This window comes from Halobacillus sp. H74, assembly GCF_052246715.1.
In the GTDB taxonomy this organism is placed as follows: domain Bacteria; phylum Bacillota; class Bacilli; order Bacillales; family Halobacillaceae; genus Halobacillus; species Halobacillus litoralis_A.
In genome coordinates this window covers 262,658-276,823 of the sequence record NZ_JBQQCI010000006.1, presented here as the reverse complement: position 1 = coordinate 276,823, position 14,166 = coordinate 262,658, and the positions used below count along the sequence as shown (strand labels likewise).

At 41.7% G+C, this 14,166-nt stretch carries 13 protein-coding genes; 2 read left to right on the top strand and 11 right to left on the bottom strand.

The genetic code is table 11. The annotated features are described in order from the left end of the window. Positions 1-56: 56 nt before the first annotated feature. On the bottom strand, positions 57-620 hold the full coding sequence (locus ACTWPX_RS15450; protein WP_128523466.1) for a hypothetical protein: 564 nt from the start codon (positions 618-620) through the stop codon (positions 57-59). An 854-nt stretch (positions 621-1,474) separates the two neighbouring features. Between ACTWPX_RS15450 and ACTWPX_RS15445 the strand changes: the two genes are divergently transcribed. Beyond that, positions 1,475-1,660 (top strand): Spo0E family sporulation regulatory protein-aspartic acid phosphatase, encoded by a 186-nt coding sequence (locus ACTWPX_RS15445; protein ID WP_443120512.1) that lies wholly within the window; start codon positions 1,475-1,477, stop codon positions 1,658-1,660. A 111-nt stretch (positions 1,661-1,771) separates the two neighbouring features. Continuing rightward, entirely contained in the window at positions 1,772-2,017 is a 246-nt protein-coding gene (locus ACTWPX_RS15440) for a DUF2164 domain-containing protein (RefSeq protein ID WP_443120511.1), read from the top strand. A gap of 719 nt (positions 2,018-2,736) precedes the next feature. Here the strand turns inward: ACTWPX_RS15440 and ACTWPX_RS15435 are convergent. The 10 genes from ACTWPX_RS15435 to arfA form a co-directional block, all read right to left on the bottom strand. Further along, positions 2,737-4,674 carry a glycoside hydrolase family 127 protein gene (locus ACTWPX_RS15435; RefSeq protein ID WP_443120510.1) on the bottom strand — a complete coding sequence of 646 codons (1,938 nt, stop codon included), beginning with the start codon at positions 4,672-4,674 and terminating at the stop codon, positions 2,737-2,739. Beyond that, positions 4,674-5,495 carry an HAD-IIA family hydrolase gene (locus ACTWPX_RS15430; protein ID WP_443120550.1) on the bottom strand — a complete coding sequence of 274 codons (822 nt, stop codon included), beginning with the start codon at positions 5,493-5,495 and terminating at the stop codon, positions 4,674-4,676. The genes ACTWPX_RS15435 and ACTWPX_RS15430 overlap by 1 nt, the downstream gene beginning before the upstream one ends. Positions 5,496-5,497: 2 nt before the next feature. Further along, entirely contained in the window at positions 5,498-6,553 is a 1,056-nt protein-coding gene (locus ACTWPX_RS15425) for an aldose epimerase family protein (RefSeq protein WP_443120509.1), read from the bottom strand. Continuing rightward, positions 6,550-6,810 carry a DUF6171 family protein gene (locus ACTWPX_RS15420; RefSeq protein WP_443120508.1) on the bottom strand — a complete coding sequence of 87 codons (261 nt, stop codon included), beginning with the start codon at positions 6,808-6,810 and terminating at the stop codon, positions 6,550-6,552. The genes ACTWPX_RS15425 and ACTWPX_RS15420 overlap by 4 nt, the downstream gene beginning before the upstream one ends. After that, positions 6,800-7,981 carry a sn-glycerol-1-phosphate dehydrogenase gene (locus ACTWPX_RS15415; RefSeq protein WP_443120507.1) on the bottom strand — a complete coding sequence of 394 codons (1,182 nt, stop codon included), beginning with the start codon at positions 7,979-7,981 and terminating at the stop codon, positions 6,800-6,802. Before ACTWPX_RS15415 ends, ACTWPX_RS15420 begins: the two co-directional genes overlap by 11 nt. Positions 7,982-8,040: 59 nt before the next feature. Next, positions 8,041-9,525, bottom strand: a complete 1,485-nt coding sequence (locus ACTWPX_RS15410) for an alpha-N-arabinofuranosidase (RefSeq protein WP_443120506.1) — start codon at positions 9,523-9,525, stop codon at positions 8,041-8,043. A gap of 217 nt (positions 9,526-9,742) precedes the next feature. Further along, positions 9,743-10,381, bottom strand: a complete 639-nt coding sequence (locus tag ACTWPX_RS15405) for a YesL family protein (RefSeq protein WP_443120505.1) — start codon at positions 10,379-10,381, stop codon at positions 9,743-9,745. 96 nt (positions 10,382-10,477) lie between these two features. Continuing rightward, positions 10,478-11,317, bottom strand: a complete 840-nt coding sequence (locus tag ACTWPX_RS15400) for a carbohydrate ABC transporter permease (RefSeq protein ID WP_443120504.1) — start codon at positions 11,315-11,317, stop codon at positions 10,478-10,480. Beyond that, the gene (locus ACTWPX_RS15395) at positions 11,318-12,199 is read right to left on the bottom strand and encodes a carbohydrate ABC transporter permease (protein WP_443120549.1); all 882 of its coding nucleotides are present in this window, start codon (positions 12,197-12,199) and stop codon (positions 11,318-11,320) included. 116 nt (positions 12,200-12,315) lie between these two features. Further along, positions 12,316-13,827 carry an arabinosylfuranosidase ArfA gene (gene arfA / locus ACTWPX_RS15390; RefSeq protein WP_443120503.1) on the bottom strand — a complete coding sequence of 504 codons (1,512 nt, stop codon included), beginning with the start codon at positions 13,825-13,827 and terminating at the stop codon, positions 12,316-12,318. Positions 13,828-14,166: the final 339 nt, after the last annotated feature.

Sequence of the window (14,166 nt, the reverse complement as noted above, 5' to 3'; positions counted from 1 at the left end):
TTTTAAAAAAAGAAAACTTTTTCGAGGAACCACCAGCCTGTTAAAATAGTGAAGGTTTACAGATCAGTGATATTCTTTATCTTTTTATATTTTTTCACCTGTTCCTCATTATACACATCTAACTGTTGTTTCAAATCCTCTAATCTCTTTTCAATTTGATTATAATACAAAGCCTTATGCTTCTCATAAAAATTCTTATCCACCTCAAAAACTTCAAAAAAAGCAGAATAATCCATTCTAAGTACGAACTTCAAATCATTGAGGATAGCCGAATGAATTACTTCTACTCTATATTCCACTCCCTTAAGTTCTATAGCTTCCAATCTTTCCACGACTTTCTCTAAACTTTCTTGTAACATATTCAAATTAGCATCAGGGGTTTTCTTTTTGTTGAAAGCATCATTGTAAAAATCAAGGCTGGAGATGGCATTCTGCAGTTCTCTGTTTAATTCACTGTTCACCTTCAAGAAATTTTCTATCGATTCCTTACTTCTGATTGCTTCTTCATAGCGAATCCTGCTTCTCATTATATAGATGGCAATACTTCCTGACAGTCCCGTCCCTATCAAGGACCCCCAAAAGGTCGTGTCCCTGAAGAGATTAATAATTATTTCACTCATTATCCTCTCCCCTTATACTTGTTGGTAAACTCAGTCTATTCGTACCTATATAGGGAGATGTAAAATTAAACAAAAAATACTTGGCCTTAAACAGAGACGTTTGAGAACAAGCATTTTCTTAAGTCAATAAAAGAAATGACGCCGCCTCTCCCTGGATGAGAAACTGCATCATTCCAGCACTTTGTACGGATGGTTCGATTGGGAACAAACCAAGGACTTCTCCTTCCGCCCTTTTAACCTCGTTGATAACTCAGTTATGATCACGCAGTGTATTCTCAATCAATAATGTAGCGGCTTCTCAACTCTCTTTCACACAAACTTACACCACCATCAACTTAGCAATCATGAATCCCTTGAAACTATGACTTAGATATACTAAAATTAAGTTCCTACTGTTGCCTCCCCACCTTAGAGAGGAGGCAAAAATTGAAACATTATGAAGTGGGCTCCTTAATAAAAAATCACTGTAAGAATTGCTATAATGATGAACAAAGAATTATTAAGATTGTTCCCAAAGAGTTCTCTGAAAAAGTAGTCCATACACTTTGGACTCAATGTACATCGTGTGGACAAAACCACACTCGTTTCATACAAATTAATAACTGATTCTGAATCAGTAAGCATGGTTATACCAGCAGTTAACGTGTCAAGGCTCTCGCTTTGGCACTTTCTTCATTTATTTTCACTTAAATACTGTTCTTCTTGCCCAGGCTTTTCTTATATCATAGCTTCTATCTGACAACTAATGACTCACTTCATTCGTACTAGAATTGTGACATGTTTTTGAACTAATCATGGTCTGCTATTTATTCGCTTTAAAGCAGAGTATAATCCTTTTTAAAAGGAGTGGTACCATGAGCTGTGATCAATTACGAGACAGAATTGAATTTAAAAGAAAAGAAATGTACCATGCCTACTTGGTTGAGAAAGACTATTCTGCAGCGCTAAAAAAATCCAGTGAATTAGATTCTATGCTTAATAAATTCAGAAAGCTTTGCCTAAAATCGTTTATTTTGGCTCTGGGTGTTTTGATATTTTAAGTGCCTTATAAAGCAACAATCTTGTACACAATTTTTTCTTAAATAAAAGACTGCAATCCACTTTTCTACCGTTGTATAATACTCCTGTTGCTTATTTAAAGGAGTGATCATATGAAAATTGAATTAACTAAAGAACAGAGACAAGTGATGGTCGAAGATATCCAATACTTCTACTTAAACGAAAGAGGAGAAGAAATATCTGAGTTTGTAGCTGATAATATCCTGGAATTCTTCAAAGACTCGCTAGCCCCACACTTTTATAATCATGCGGTAAACGATGCAATTACAGTACTGCAAACACAATACTCTTCAATTGAAGAAGAGGTTCGCACGCTTGAACGTCCTATGCGTCGTTAGCAACCAGTGCTTATTGCCTTGCTTTATGATCTGCTGATCAGGAAGCTAGTAAAGCCGATTCAGTATTCTCTAATATAAAGCATTAAAAAATTGATCAATACAGAAAGTAAAAAGACGTCTAATCCAGGCGTCTTTTTCCATGTGCATTTCTCTTAACAAACACAATCGATATTCTATTCACAAAGCAAAAAAAAGATTAAATTAATAATTCGGCAACATGTGCCCAAAACAAAAAGAAATGACGCGGCCTCCCCTGGATAGGAAACCACGCCATTCCGGCACTTTGTATGGATAATTCCGAATGGGCTCGAATCAACGACTTCCACCCTGTCAAAGTGAATGTCCCTGGAGGAGCGCTTCCAAAAATATTGTAGTGAATACTGTTATATCAGTTTTTTAAAAATTCATCAAGAATGAATCAGCCTATTTATATGAAACATGTATCATCTATATTAGTGCAATGGATTTTTCGTGTGTTCGCATCCAAACGCATCACTTTAACTTTCTTAACGCTGTACACAAACCCTTTATGATACTTAACCTCTATCGCTTTTATATATTCATAACATTAATCCCAAACATCTTCTGCAATCTTTAACACAAGACGAACCTTATACCATTGCTGTTCTTCTGTAAGTTGCTTCCTCTGTCGTCGAAATCTTCAGCTCCGGGTCACTTTTTATCTGCTCTGAAAGATTATTTTATTGGACCTTATATCTCTAGAGCTTTTCATTAATCCAAACAACCACCTCGCCTGGCTCTCTGTTACACCATGCATAATAGGGGATAGCTTTTAGTTGGATCGGCTTTATTTCCGGATCACTTGTGCCGTACAAGCCATCCTGCCACTCACTCTCGTCCACCCTTTCGGCTTCCCCGAAGAGCGTAACGATACCACCCAGCAGATCCCTTTCATACTCAGCTTTAAGATCAGCATCTTTAGGGAGATATATCGAGTGTAGTTGCTCACCATGATCCACTTGTTCCAGGCAATAAACAAGCGGTCCTCTTTGTAGTGCCACTTTTCCAAAGCTATGTCTTACTGCAGGATGGGCCCGAACCCTTTGAATCGGCATGTCCAGGTTCAATTTGACTGTATCCCCTTGTTTCCACGTGCGTGAGAGAAAGGCATATCCATTTTTCATTATAGGTTGGAAATCTATGATCTCACCGTTTACTTTCACTTCAGCTGTTACAGCCCACCCCGGAATTCGAAGAGCCAGCGTTAACGTCGTATCAACTTCAGGTGATAGCTCAATAGCGACTTTTCCATCCCAAGGATAGTTAGTCTTTTGCGTGATTCCCACTTGGTGACCGCCGATTTCCATGGTTGTTTCATTACCCATATATAAATGAACAAAAATTTCTTCATTACTTTTTGTATAAATATAATGGTGGATCGATGCAATGAGGCGCGCCAGATTCGGCGGGCAGCAGGCACATCCATACCACTTCTGCCGGACAGGCTTGACATGTTTCTTTTCATTCCGACTTTCCACTTCCTGTGGAACTACTTCAAGAGGGTTGACGTAAAAGAATTTCTGCCCCTCCAAATCCATCCCGCTGATAGCTCCGTTGTACAGCGCCCGTTCCATCACGTCCGCATATTTATGGTGAGCCTCCAGTTCAAGCATTCGCTTAGCCCAAAAAATCAAGCCGATAGAGGCACACGTTTCCGTATAAGATAGGTCATTGGGAAGATCGTAATCAAAAGAAAAAGCTTCTCCATATTCCATGGAGCCTATCCCAGCGGTCAAGTACATTTGTTTGTTGGTTACATTATTCCAAAGTTTTTCACAAGTCTCTTTTAGTGAAGAGTCATTGGTGTAAGCAGCTAGATCAGCCATCGCTGAATACATATATACCGCACGTACCGCATGACCTGTGGCCGTTTCCTGCTCCCGAACAGGCAGATGGGATTGACTATACCTATGTCCTCCTGAAAACCAATAAGGCTTCCCTTCCTTTCTGGATTGTTTTTCCATATCAAAATAATGGGGCTGCTTGCCTCGTTCATCTATAAAGAACTTGCTTAATTTCAAATATTTTTCGTTGTTGGTGACTTCATACAGCTTCACCAGTGAGAGTTCAATCTCTTGATGTCCTGGATATCCGTTTATTTTATGGTCTTCAGGCCCGAACATTTCGTCGATATAATCGGCGTACCTGATCATAATATTTAGGAATTTACCTTTTCCTGTCGCTCGATAATAAGCAACGGCTGCCTCGATCAAATGACCTGCGCAATACAATTCGTGATTGTCACGTAAATTCGTCCAGCGCCTATTAGGTTCTTTGACGGTATAATAGGTATTTAAGTAACCGTCTGCCCCTTGCGCTTTCTCGAGGAGGTCAATGACTTCATCCGCTGTGTTTTCCCATTTATCATCAGGTTCATTTTCCAGTAGATAAGCCACAGCCTCCAGCCATTTGGCGACATCACTGTCTTGAAAAACCATGCCATAAAATTCTCCGTCTGATTCCCCTGCAGCAATACGAAAATTTTCAATCGCATGACTGGGCTCTGTATCAGTCAATCGATCATTTAATGCATCCCATTGATAAGGGATCATTTGATTTTTGACGATGTCCATTCTTTCTTTCCAGAAGCTGTCGGTGATTTTCATAGGACTATTCGCTATTTTTCCCTGGTACATCACAAGTCTCCTTTAATAGATTCCAAAGATATACAATCCCTCTTTAATGTACCTATTAAATCTTTAATGGAATGAAGCACATAATCAGGGGTTCTCTCCGCATCAGAAATCATTTCCAGGGTGGTATTTCCAGACAGTACGAGTGCCGTTTTGATGCCATATTTACCCATCGCGATGTCTGAACCAAGACTATCGCCAATGATCATCGTTTTTTCTACTGTATCTTGAAGACAATCCATGGCACATTCAAACATGTGAACAGATGGTTTACCCACCACGACCTCAGGTGTTTTTCCAGTAGTTGCTTCAATCGCTCCCAGCATTCCAGCCACATCTATCGATACACCACGGGAACTAGGATAGGCACGATCATTATTCGTAGCAATCACTCTTGCACCATTAGCAGCTGCTTGAAATGCCTGATCCAAGTCATGATAGGTAACCCCTGTATGAAGGGAAACCACAAGCCAAAAAGAATCCTCTGGGCATGAAGCTAATGGAATACCACTTTCTTGCAGTTCTTCGATTAGTCCTGATTCCCCTAACACCCAAACCGCTTCACCTGGATGATGTTTTCGTAAATACTCAGCTGCCACGAAGGAAGTGAGTATGATATCTTTTGGATCAAGGTCCACGCCTTTGTCTTGTAAAATAGATGCCACCTGTCTGCGTGAATGTGTTCCCCTATTGCTCAAAGCTGCTACTCGTTTCCCTGCCTTTTGAAGTTCCCGGATGGATTCTGCTGCTCCTTCAATCAGCTCCAGCTCTCTCCATACGGTTCCGTCTAAATCAAGCAGGAATCCTGACATTTCATCAAACATACTCATGGAGTTGCTCCTATCCCGAACTTGAACACCGTGCGGGATTGATAAGGTTCACCAGGGGAGAGAGTAATCTCAGGAAATCCTGCTTCATGTATAGATGCAGGAGAACTTTGTGTTTCGATACAGACACCTGAGTACTTCCTCGTTTTCCCTTCAACCAAGAATTTGCCTTCTGGAAGATTGTTTGAAGTATAAATGACAACACCTGGCTGGTCTGTTTCTACTTCCAGTGTACGCCTGGACGTTTCCTCCTCCAGTCGAATGTCCGGCTTGCGTTTCCCATCGAGGAGGAAAAAATGATCGATTCCGCCATTCGCAGCTTTTTGTTGTGTTGTTTCATACGAAAGGCTAGAACCCAGAAGTTTCTGCTCACGAAAATCAAACGGTGTATCATTCAGGTTGATCCATTCTCCTGTAGGGATAAGCTCATCATCCAGCTCAGCAAATCGTGAACTGTTCAATCGTAAAGTATGATCATGAATTGTAGTATCGGCCTGTCCACTCAAATTAAAATAGGTGTGATTGGTCAATGTCAGCACTGTTGTTTGGTCGGTCTCTGCAAAATAGTCGATGACCAGGCGATTATCATCAGTCAGAGTGTAGGTTACCGTAACATCAATAGTCGCCGGATATCCTCCTTCACCGTCAGAACTTTTGTGAGAAAGCGTGACACCGATTCCCCCATCGTTTTCGAACGGGGAAGCTTCCCAAATTTGTTGATGAAAGCCTTTTTCCCCGCCATGAAGGTGATGTTCCCCTTCATTCGCTTCGACTTGATACTCTTTTCCTTCTAATTGAAAAGAGGCTTGCTTAATACGGCCAGCAACCCGGCCGATTAATGCCCCGAGGTACCCTGGGTTTTCCATGTACTCCTCGAAATTTTTATAGCTGAGCACAACATTTTCAGAATCCCCATTCCAATCAGGGACGGAAATATTTGTGATTATGCCGCCAAAATTCAGAAAATGAACACTCATCCCCTGGTCATTTTCCAAACGAAATAAGGTCCAAGTTTCTTGACCTGTTACTTGAATCTCTTTTGACTTCATCTTCATAAACCGTCTCCTTCTTCCCAACGGCTGCCCTCTGGATGAGGACAGTGTTTATAAGATAACTTTGCTCTGAATTGGACAAAGCAGCCGCAATGCATGCAGGTGTTTTTTTCATGAAGCGAGGGGCATGAAGCACACTTGGTCAACCTGCTTTTATAAATGCTGTCTGAAACCAATTCGGTCTCAAGAGCGAGCTGATCTTCGATTTGTTCCATTACATCTTCTCGGGACATGTGGGGCGGACAAGCTTTACAACTCATGTCCGCTCCTCCATGAAAGCGAGAGGTCTTCTTTTTTCGCGTGATTGATCAAGTACAAACCTGTACACCGATCCCGAATCGTGAATGCTTTGTTAAGACTTTCATGAACGAGCTCGCTGTCTATCCCCAAATCGGAAGGTAATTGAGCACCTCCTGTTAATTGTAACCAGTCTAAAACCTTAGTATAGTCGGGGAGACGTGAGATTTCTTCTGTAATTCTAGAAGTGTTCGCCCCGAATACTCTCTCATCATTGGCATAAGATTGATAGAGTTGGATCAGGAGGGCAGTAGCGACTCCGACTTTCGCTCCATGCAATACTTGCGGTGCTCCTTTTTTCAGTAAATCCATTTCCCAATAGTGTGATAAATGGTGTTCCCCTCCGGATGCTGGTCTTGAAAAGTCGAGCAGCAGCATCACAAGTCCTGACTCAATCAGTGCCTTCGTTAAGATTCGAATGCCTTCATCCTCAGCTTTAGCGATTTCATTCACGTGATCTACACAGTTGTAAAGAGAACGTCTTGTCAAATTTGCCGCCATCTCATTATAAGGTTCATCATTCACCCAATAAGAAATCTTCCAGTCTAGCAGAGAAGTCATTTTAGCAACCATATCTCCAAAACCGGCGGCCGTCATTTCAAGGGGCGCTTCTTTAAGAATATCGATATCGGCAAATACAGCTATAGGGGAAGAAGTTTGGATCGTCTGCTTGAATCCCCGCAAAATCAAGGGTGCCCCTTTGGAAGTGAAGCCGTCCACCGAGGCAGCTGTAGGGACAGAAACAAAGGGGGCATCTATTTTGTAGCTGCAGAATCGGGTGATGTCATGAATCGTTCCAGATCCTACTGCCAGGAGCACATCCGTCTGAGGTGGCGTTTCAACGAGCACTTGGACGATGGACGCTTCATCAGCAAGCACCTGACCATTGGTATTGGAAGTTATCTTTACAGGGGTCACCTCACAACCGCCTTGTTCTATGATAGAAGATAATTCCTTTCCCGCTGCTTTCCATGTATGCTGATCAGCAATGAGAGTGGCATGTTTGAAGCCCAGGTGGTCGAGGTATTCAGGTAAAGCTTCAATCGAGCCTTTTTCCATATTTATATAAGGCAGTATGTCAGGGTCTTGCTCTAGTTCAAAAGCCAATTGCTTCATCTCTTGTAAATCATACATACGTTTTCCTCCTATCTATTGGTTCCGTTGACCTCCCACTCCTAGACGGAAGCACTGGTTTAAGGTTTTAGGGATAATAGAACGACAGACATTGCCGGCATGGTTGCCTTTAATTGATTCTCCGCTATAGAGAAGACTTGAAAGTCTTGTGGTTTCACTTTATCCGGGTTTTCAAAGGTATTATGATCGCTCATATGGTCCGAGGTGAGAATTCTTCCATCTGCATCATGATAGCTTTTTCCTCGGAGGTCTATCTCAATAGTCCCTTCTCCCTGTGTACTTAAGTTACACAAACTGATATTTACGGTTCCATCCTTAGCTATGGATGCCGAAGCTTGGATTTTAGGGATACTCACATCTCCATTGATGATCTGTTCTGTTTCTACTTCGATAGGAAGGTTTTCTGCATCCTGATGCACTTTGTACATGTCAAAAATATGATAAGTCGGGGTGAGAACCATTTCCTCCCCTTCTGTGAGAATCATTGATTGTAACACATTAACCGTCTGGGCTATATTAGCCATTTGAACTCGATCGGAGTGGTGGTTGAAAATATTTAACGAAACGCCTGCGACCAAAGCATCTCTGATCGTATTCTGCTGATATAGAAACCCGGGATTGGTGCCAGGCTCAACATCGAACCATGTTCCCCATTCGTCAACAATTAAGCCCACGCGCTTTTCAGGATCATAATGATCCATAATCGTGGAATGCTTTGTAATTAATTCATCCATATAAAGCGCTCTTGACATCGTGATATCCCATTCATTTTGGTCAAAGTCTGTGGCGGAACCTTTCTTCTTCCAAAATTCTCCTGGGTATGTATAATGATGGAGACTCAACCCGTCCATTAAATCGGAAGCTTCTTTCATCAGCACTTCTGTCCATTTATAATCATCAATGTTAGGTCCGCAGGCTATTTTGTAAATAGTATTGTCTCCATAATTTCTAACATAGGTTTGAAAACGACGGTATAAGTCGGCATAATATTGTGGTCTCATATGACCACCGCATCCCCAATTTTCATTCCCAATTCCAAAATAAGTTAACTTCCACGGATGCTCTCTGCCGTTTTCTTTTCTCCAATCTGCCATTGGAGATTCTCCATCGAAAGTCATATACTCGACCCACTCCGACATTTCCTGCACAGTCCCGCTGCCGACATTCCCGGAAATATACGGCTCGGCTCCCAGAAAGTCACAGAGCATCATGAATTCGTGGGTGCCAAAGTGGTTATTCTCGATAACCCCGCCCCAATGCGTATTGACCATTCGCTTTCGACCTTCCCGTGGCCCTACGCCATCTTTCCAATGATATTCATCAGCGAAGCAGCCTCCCGGCCAGCGAAGGACTGGAATATTAATGTTTCGAAGCGCTTCCAAAACATCTGTACGAATACCGTTCTGGTTGGCAATGGAGGAATCTTCCCCCACCCAAATTCCTTCATATATACAACGGCCTAGATGCTCGGCAAAATGTCCATAAATATTGCGGTTGATTCTGCCTTTGGAGATGTCTGTATTTAGTACCATTCGATTTCCCATGCAACCCCACCTCATCCATTATTCTTTGCCATAGATCCATTTAAGACGCTTGAAATTTAAACGCCAAGCTAGTCAACTCAATCGTACATGATAACTTGAAAAAGGTATACACTATTAACTTATACGTATATTTAGATTAAGGAACTCATCACTATTTGTCAATAATCATTCAGAAAGTTTTGAATAAAAAAAGCTGCCTGTCTCTAAATGATAGAGATCAGACAGCTTTTTTATAAGCGGTAGGATTGGTTCTGATTTTCTCAAGCACTTGATAAGCAAGCCACATCCAGCCCAGGAAGAGCAAGGCAAAAGAAAAGAAGGGGATCAACGAAGGTAGCTGTAAGGAATAATATCCAGCTGCGAACCATACCACAGCCATCCCGAATGACAGGTGGATTTTAGTCAGCCCCAAAATGAATGCATTTTTCATGTGTTGCTGGAGGGATGCTTTGTAATAAACCATCAGTGGGAAAACCCACAGAACGACCAATCCGAACAAAAAGACAAGAGCTATAAAAGCAAAAGGGACGAGGAAAAAGATCGAACCCTCCACGGATTTTAGAAGTAGGTAGTTGATATATAGAATCCCGCCCGTTATTGATAATAGCAGTCCCATGAGGTTAGCGGTTTTCCATTCCTGCTTATACAGCTGCCAATAGGTACGCCAAAGCGGCACAGCTGTGTTACCGCTAAACCACTTTTTTGCCAGACCCAGGCTTGCGGATATGGATGGGAAAAGACCGAATAATACCAACCCCGAAAGCATGCCAATGAGAAACAGAGCATTCAACCCTGCTAATCGTGTCATCCATTTTAAATATTCATTGAGCTTAGAAACCAGACCATTTGCATTCATTTTTTACACCCCCCCTTTGTTAACAGTCAGTCAAGTCTATTATAATACAAACCTTTGATTAGAAAATAACCGGACTAAACCAGAGCCCGGTAATAATCAGCCTTTTACTCCCCCGACAGTCAGACCAGAAACAAAGTATCGTTGGAAAAAAATAAACAATATGATAATCGGAATGATAGTCATTACAGAACCGGCAATTAAGACGTCGTAATTGTTGCCGTAAGGAGTAAGTAGGGTAGCTAAACCAATCGGCAGTGTAAACATATCATTCGATCTGAGTACTAGTAGCGGCCACAAGAAGTTATTCCAGCTTGCCAGACCTTGCAGTATAGCCATCGCTGCAAGAGAAGGGCCCATGAGAGGCAGCATAATTCTGAAGAAAATCCCATATTCCGTCGCCCCATCGATTCTCGCTGCATCCATCAATGCTTTAGGAAGCCCTAACGCATATTGCCTGAAGAAAAAGACGGCTACCGGGGCCACAATCATAGGAAGTACCACGGCAAAATAAGTGTTGATCAATTGCGTATCAATCATCAACTGGTAAAGCGGTAGCATCAGGATCTCAAAGGGAACCATCAGAATGAACAACACAAGGACAAAGAAAAAGTTTCCTCCCTTAAAAGGGTACATGGCTAATGCATATCCTACCATCGATGAAAAGAACAAGGAAAGAATGATGGTTATAGCTGAGATGATCAAACTGTTGCCATACCATGCCCAATATTCACCAGATTGAGTGAAGATGTACGTATAATTATCAAGACCTAATAATTCCGTATCAATGCTAAAAGTGATGCCGTTTCTCATTAAAACAGAGGAAGGCATAAAGGAAGAAATCAATAAGCTGATAATCGGGAATAAAGCAATCAAAGAAATAAGCACAAACGCTCCATTTGCAAACCAGACAAGGCCTTTATTTTTCTCATTATTCATTTACGCTTCCCCCTTCTTAAAGGTGCCTGTCATAATAAGGTAAATGAAGCTCACTACGAAAATGATCAACATTAGAACAACTCCAACTGCGGCACCGAATCCCATATCATTCTGCTGAATGCCCTGCTGATAAATATAGCCAACCACCGTCAGACCGATATTCCCTGGTGATCCGGCTTCCCAAAATACAAAGCTTTCTTCAAACATCCGAAAACCGTTTATAATTGTAATCGTACTTACGAAAATTATGATGGGTTTTAATTGAGGCAAAGTGATGTACCACAGCTTTTGGAAACGAGAAGCACCATCAATATCAGCTGCTTCGTACAACTCCTCTGGAACGTTTTGCAAAGCGGCTAAAAAGTAGAGCAAATTAACCCCAATCCATCGCCAGGAAGCTAATAAGACCATTAATAGCATCCCGGACCAGGGTGTGAATCGCCAGTTGACAGGATCAAATCCAAGCAAACTAATAAATTGGTTTGCTGCTGCTGTTTCCTGCTCACCAAACATCAAACGGAAAATCATACCACCGACAATTGTAGAGGTTAAAGCTGGCACAAATAACGATGCACGAAATAGAGTCTTAAATTTTATAACTTTTGAATTTAAAAACACTGCAATAAGCATCGGGATAAACGTCAGGATAATCACAGTCAATATGACATAGACCGTCGTATTGGTCAAAGCTTTATAAAAGGTGCCATTCGGGACCCTAGTATAGTTCTGCATCCCGATGAATTCCACTTGACCTGGTAGCACGCTTTGGAAACTCATAATGATTCCCTGAATGGCAGGGTAGAGTGTCAAGACCAGAAAAGAAAGGATGAACGGTGTAACAAAAATATAAGGAACGACTTTTTTGGAGTTTAAGAACTTCATAACCTTTCTGGACTCTCTTTTAGTCTTCGAACGTACTCTTGCACCGCTATTAGACATTGTGTTCATAGGATCCTCCTCCTAAGTAAATAGCTCATTTCTTCCAACAAACAGAAACGTTATGATTTTTTTAAACGAATAACATTCCAGGACGTTTTAGACAGACGCGCAGTCAAGTATCCATCCTGAAACTCAGAAGCTCCATGGGAATGGGGTTTCACTGATTCCTCTGCAGATGTGTTGACGGCTTTCAAATTCTCATGTTCTAATACCACATGTTCTTGTAGTTGAAAGCCTTCAAAGCTGCGCAGGTCGACAGATAAATCGATCGACTCTTGTAAATGTTTATTAACAATAAAGATTGAAACTTCTTCTTCCTCTTCATTAAAAACTGCTGCACTATCTACATAAGGAACATCAGTAAAATCTTTGCTATCATACTTTGGAGAAGATAATATTGGCTTTAATGCGACTCCCCTGCCGTAAATAGATGTGTGCAGGTATGGATAATAAATGGTTTGCTTCCAGGAACGTCCACCATTCTCGGTCATAATTGGAGCGATGACGTTAACGAGTTGAGCCATACAGGCCATTTTCACCCGATCAGCGTGCTGTAAAAAGGTAATCAGCATACTGCCTACAAGGAGGGCATCCTCAAAGTTATACACATCTTCCAACTGTGGAGGTGCTACCGACCAAGGCTCTATTTGCTTGTCCGCTTCGTTGGAATGGTACCAGACATTCCACTCATCAAAGCTTAGATTAATGGTTTTTTTACTACGATGTTTCGCTTTAATGTAATCACAGGTGGCGGTGACGGTTTTGATAAAATGATCCATGTCCAAGTTTTTCGCTAAGTAATTGGCAGGGTCGTTGGTGCGGTTGCCGTAGTATTGGTGGAGAGATATGAAATCCACCTCTTCATAGGCGATATCTAATGTTGTCGCCTCATATTCAGGGAATGTCGGCATGTCCGTGTTTGAACTGCCGCAGGCCACTAATTCAATAGTCGGATCTACCAGTTTCATAGCTTTCCCTGCTTCTTTGGCAATTTTCCCATATTCTTGAGCTGTCTTCTGCCCCACCTGCCAAGGCCCATCCATTTCATTGCCCAGGCACCATGTTTTTATGTTATGCGGTTGATCATACCCATGAGATCTACGAAGCTCACTCCAGTAGGTTCCTTTAGGATGGTTCGTATATTCAATAATGTTTCTTGCCGCATCAATCCCTCTTGTACCAAGGTTTACAGCCATCATTACTTCAGCATCTACTTTTTTAGCCCAATCAACAAATTCATTTGTTCCAACTTGGTTGGTTTCGATCGTCCGCCAAGCGAGCTCCAGCCGGCGTGGACGCTCTTCTTTTGGACCGACCCCATCTTCCCAATTGTAAGCGGATACCATATTTCCGCCCGGATACCGGACGATCGGGACTTGAAGTTGCTTCACTAGATTGATTACATCTTTACGAAACCCCTGTTCATCGGCTTCGGGATGACCCGGTTCGTAGATTCCTCCATAGACGGCTCTGCCTAAATGTTCAACGAATGATCCATAGATTCTTTCATCTACGGGTGCGATTTGATAACTTTTATCAAGTATCATCGTCGCTTTTAAAGATTGAGACATACATGATCACTCCTCAAGTAATTTTTAACCTTCCTGTATACGCTTCCAAGATTACCAACCTTTACTTAGTTTCTTGATATACGAACGTCTCAACTGCCAACCTATCAATTAACAAAAGATGTACGTATAAGCTGTTGTTTAAAGTATAGCTAACTTTGGATGCGTTTTCAATAAGTTTTATTTATTTTGTAGAATAATCTGAATTTTAACCGATTTTTTTTGCAGAACAAAAGCGCAAGCGCCCTGAAAGACATGAAATGCATAAGCAAAAAGGGGATCTCCCTTCCACAGGACGGGTTGCTTATCCGTTTCGTGTCTGGCTCTGTAGCTGGACATACC

What these genes read in the sequence shown, in the direction of transcription:
- ACTWPX_RS15435 (WP_443120510.1), bottom strand. Translation starts at nt 4,674, where the DNA reads ATGTACCAGGGAAAAATAGCGAATAGTCCTATGAAAATCACCGACAGC.
- ACTWPX_RS15430 (WP_443120550.1), bottom strand. Translation starts at nt 5,495, where the DNA reads ATGTTTGATGAAATGTCAGGATTCCTGCTTGATTTAGACGGAACCGTA.
- ACTWPX_RS15400 (WP_443120504.1), bottom strand. Translation starts at nt 11,317, where the DNA reads ATGAATAATGAGAAAAATAAAGGCCTTGTCTGGTTTGCAAATGGAGCG.
- ACTWPX_RS15425 (WP_443120509.1), bottom strand. Translation starts at nt 6,553, where the DNA reads ATGAAGATGAAGTCAAAAGAGATTCAAGTAACAGGTCAAGAAACTTGG.
- ACTWPX_RS15405 (WP_443120505.1), bottom strand. Translation starts at nt 10,381, where the DNA reads ATGAATGCAAATGGTCTGGTTTCTAAGCTCAATGAATATTTAAAATGG.
- ACTWPX_RS15410 (WP_443120506.1), bottom strand. Translation starts at nt 9,525, where the DNA reads ATGGGAAATCGAATGGTACTAAATACAGACATCTCCAAAGGCAGAATC.
- ACTWPX_RS15420 (WP_443120508.1), bottom strand. Translation starts at nt 6,810, where the DNA reads ATGAGTTGTAAAGCTTGTCCGCCCCACATGTCCCGAGAAGATGTAATG.
- ACTWPX_RS15440 (WP_443120511.1), top strand. Translation starts at nt 1,772, where the DNA reads ATGAAAATTGAATTAACTAAAGAACAGAGACAAGTGATGGTCGAAGAT.
- ACTWPX_RS15415 (WP_443120507.1), bottom strand. Translation starts at nt 7,981, where the DNA reads ATGTATGATTTACAAGAGATGAAGCAATTGGCTTTTGAACTAGAGCAA.
- ACTWPX_RS15450 (WP_128523466.1), bottom strand. Translation starts at nt 620, where the DNA reads ATGAGTGAAATAATTATTAATCTCTTCAGGGACACGACCTTTTGGGGG.
- ACTWPX_RS15445 (WP_443120512.1), top strand. Translation starts at nt 1,475, where the DNA reads ATGAGCTGTGATCAATTACGAGACAGAATTGAATTTAAAAGAAAAGAA.
- arfA (WP_443120503.1), bottom strand. Translation starts at nt 13,827, where the DNA reads ATGTCTCAATCTTTAAAAGCGACGATGATACTTGATAAAAGTTATCAA.
- ACTWPX_RS15395 (WP_443120549.1), bottom strand. Translation starts at nt 12,199, where the DNA reads ATGAAGTTCTTAAACTCCAAAAAAGTCGTTCCTTATATTTTTGTTACA.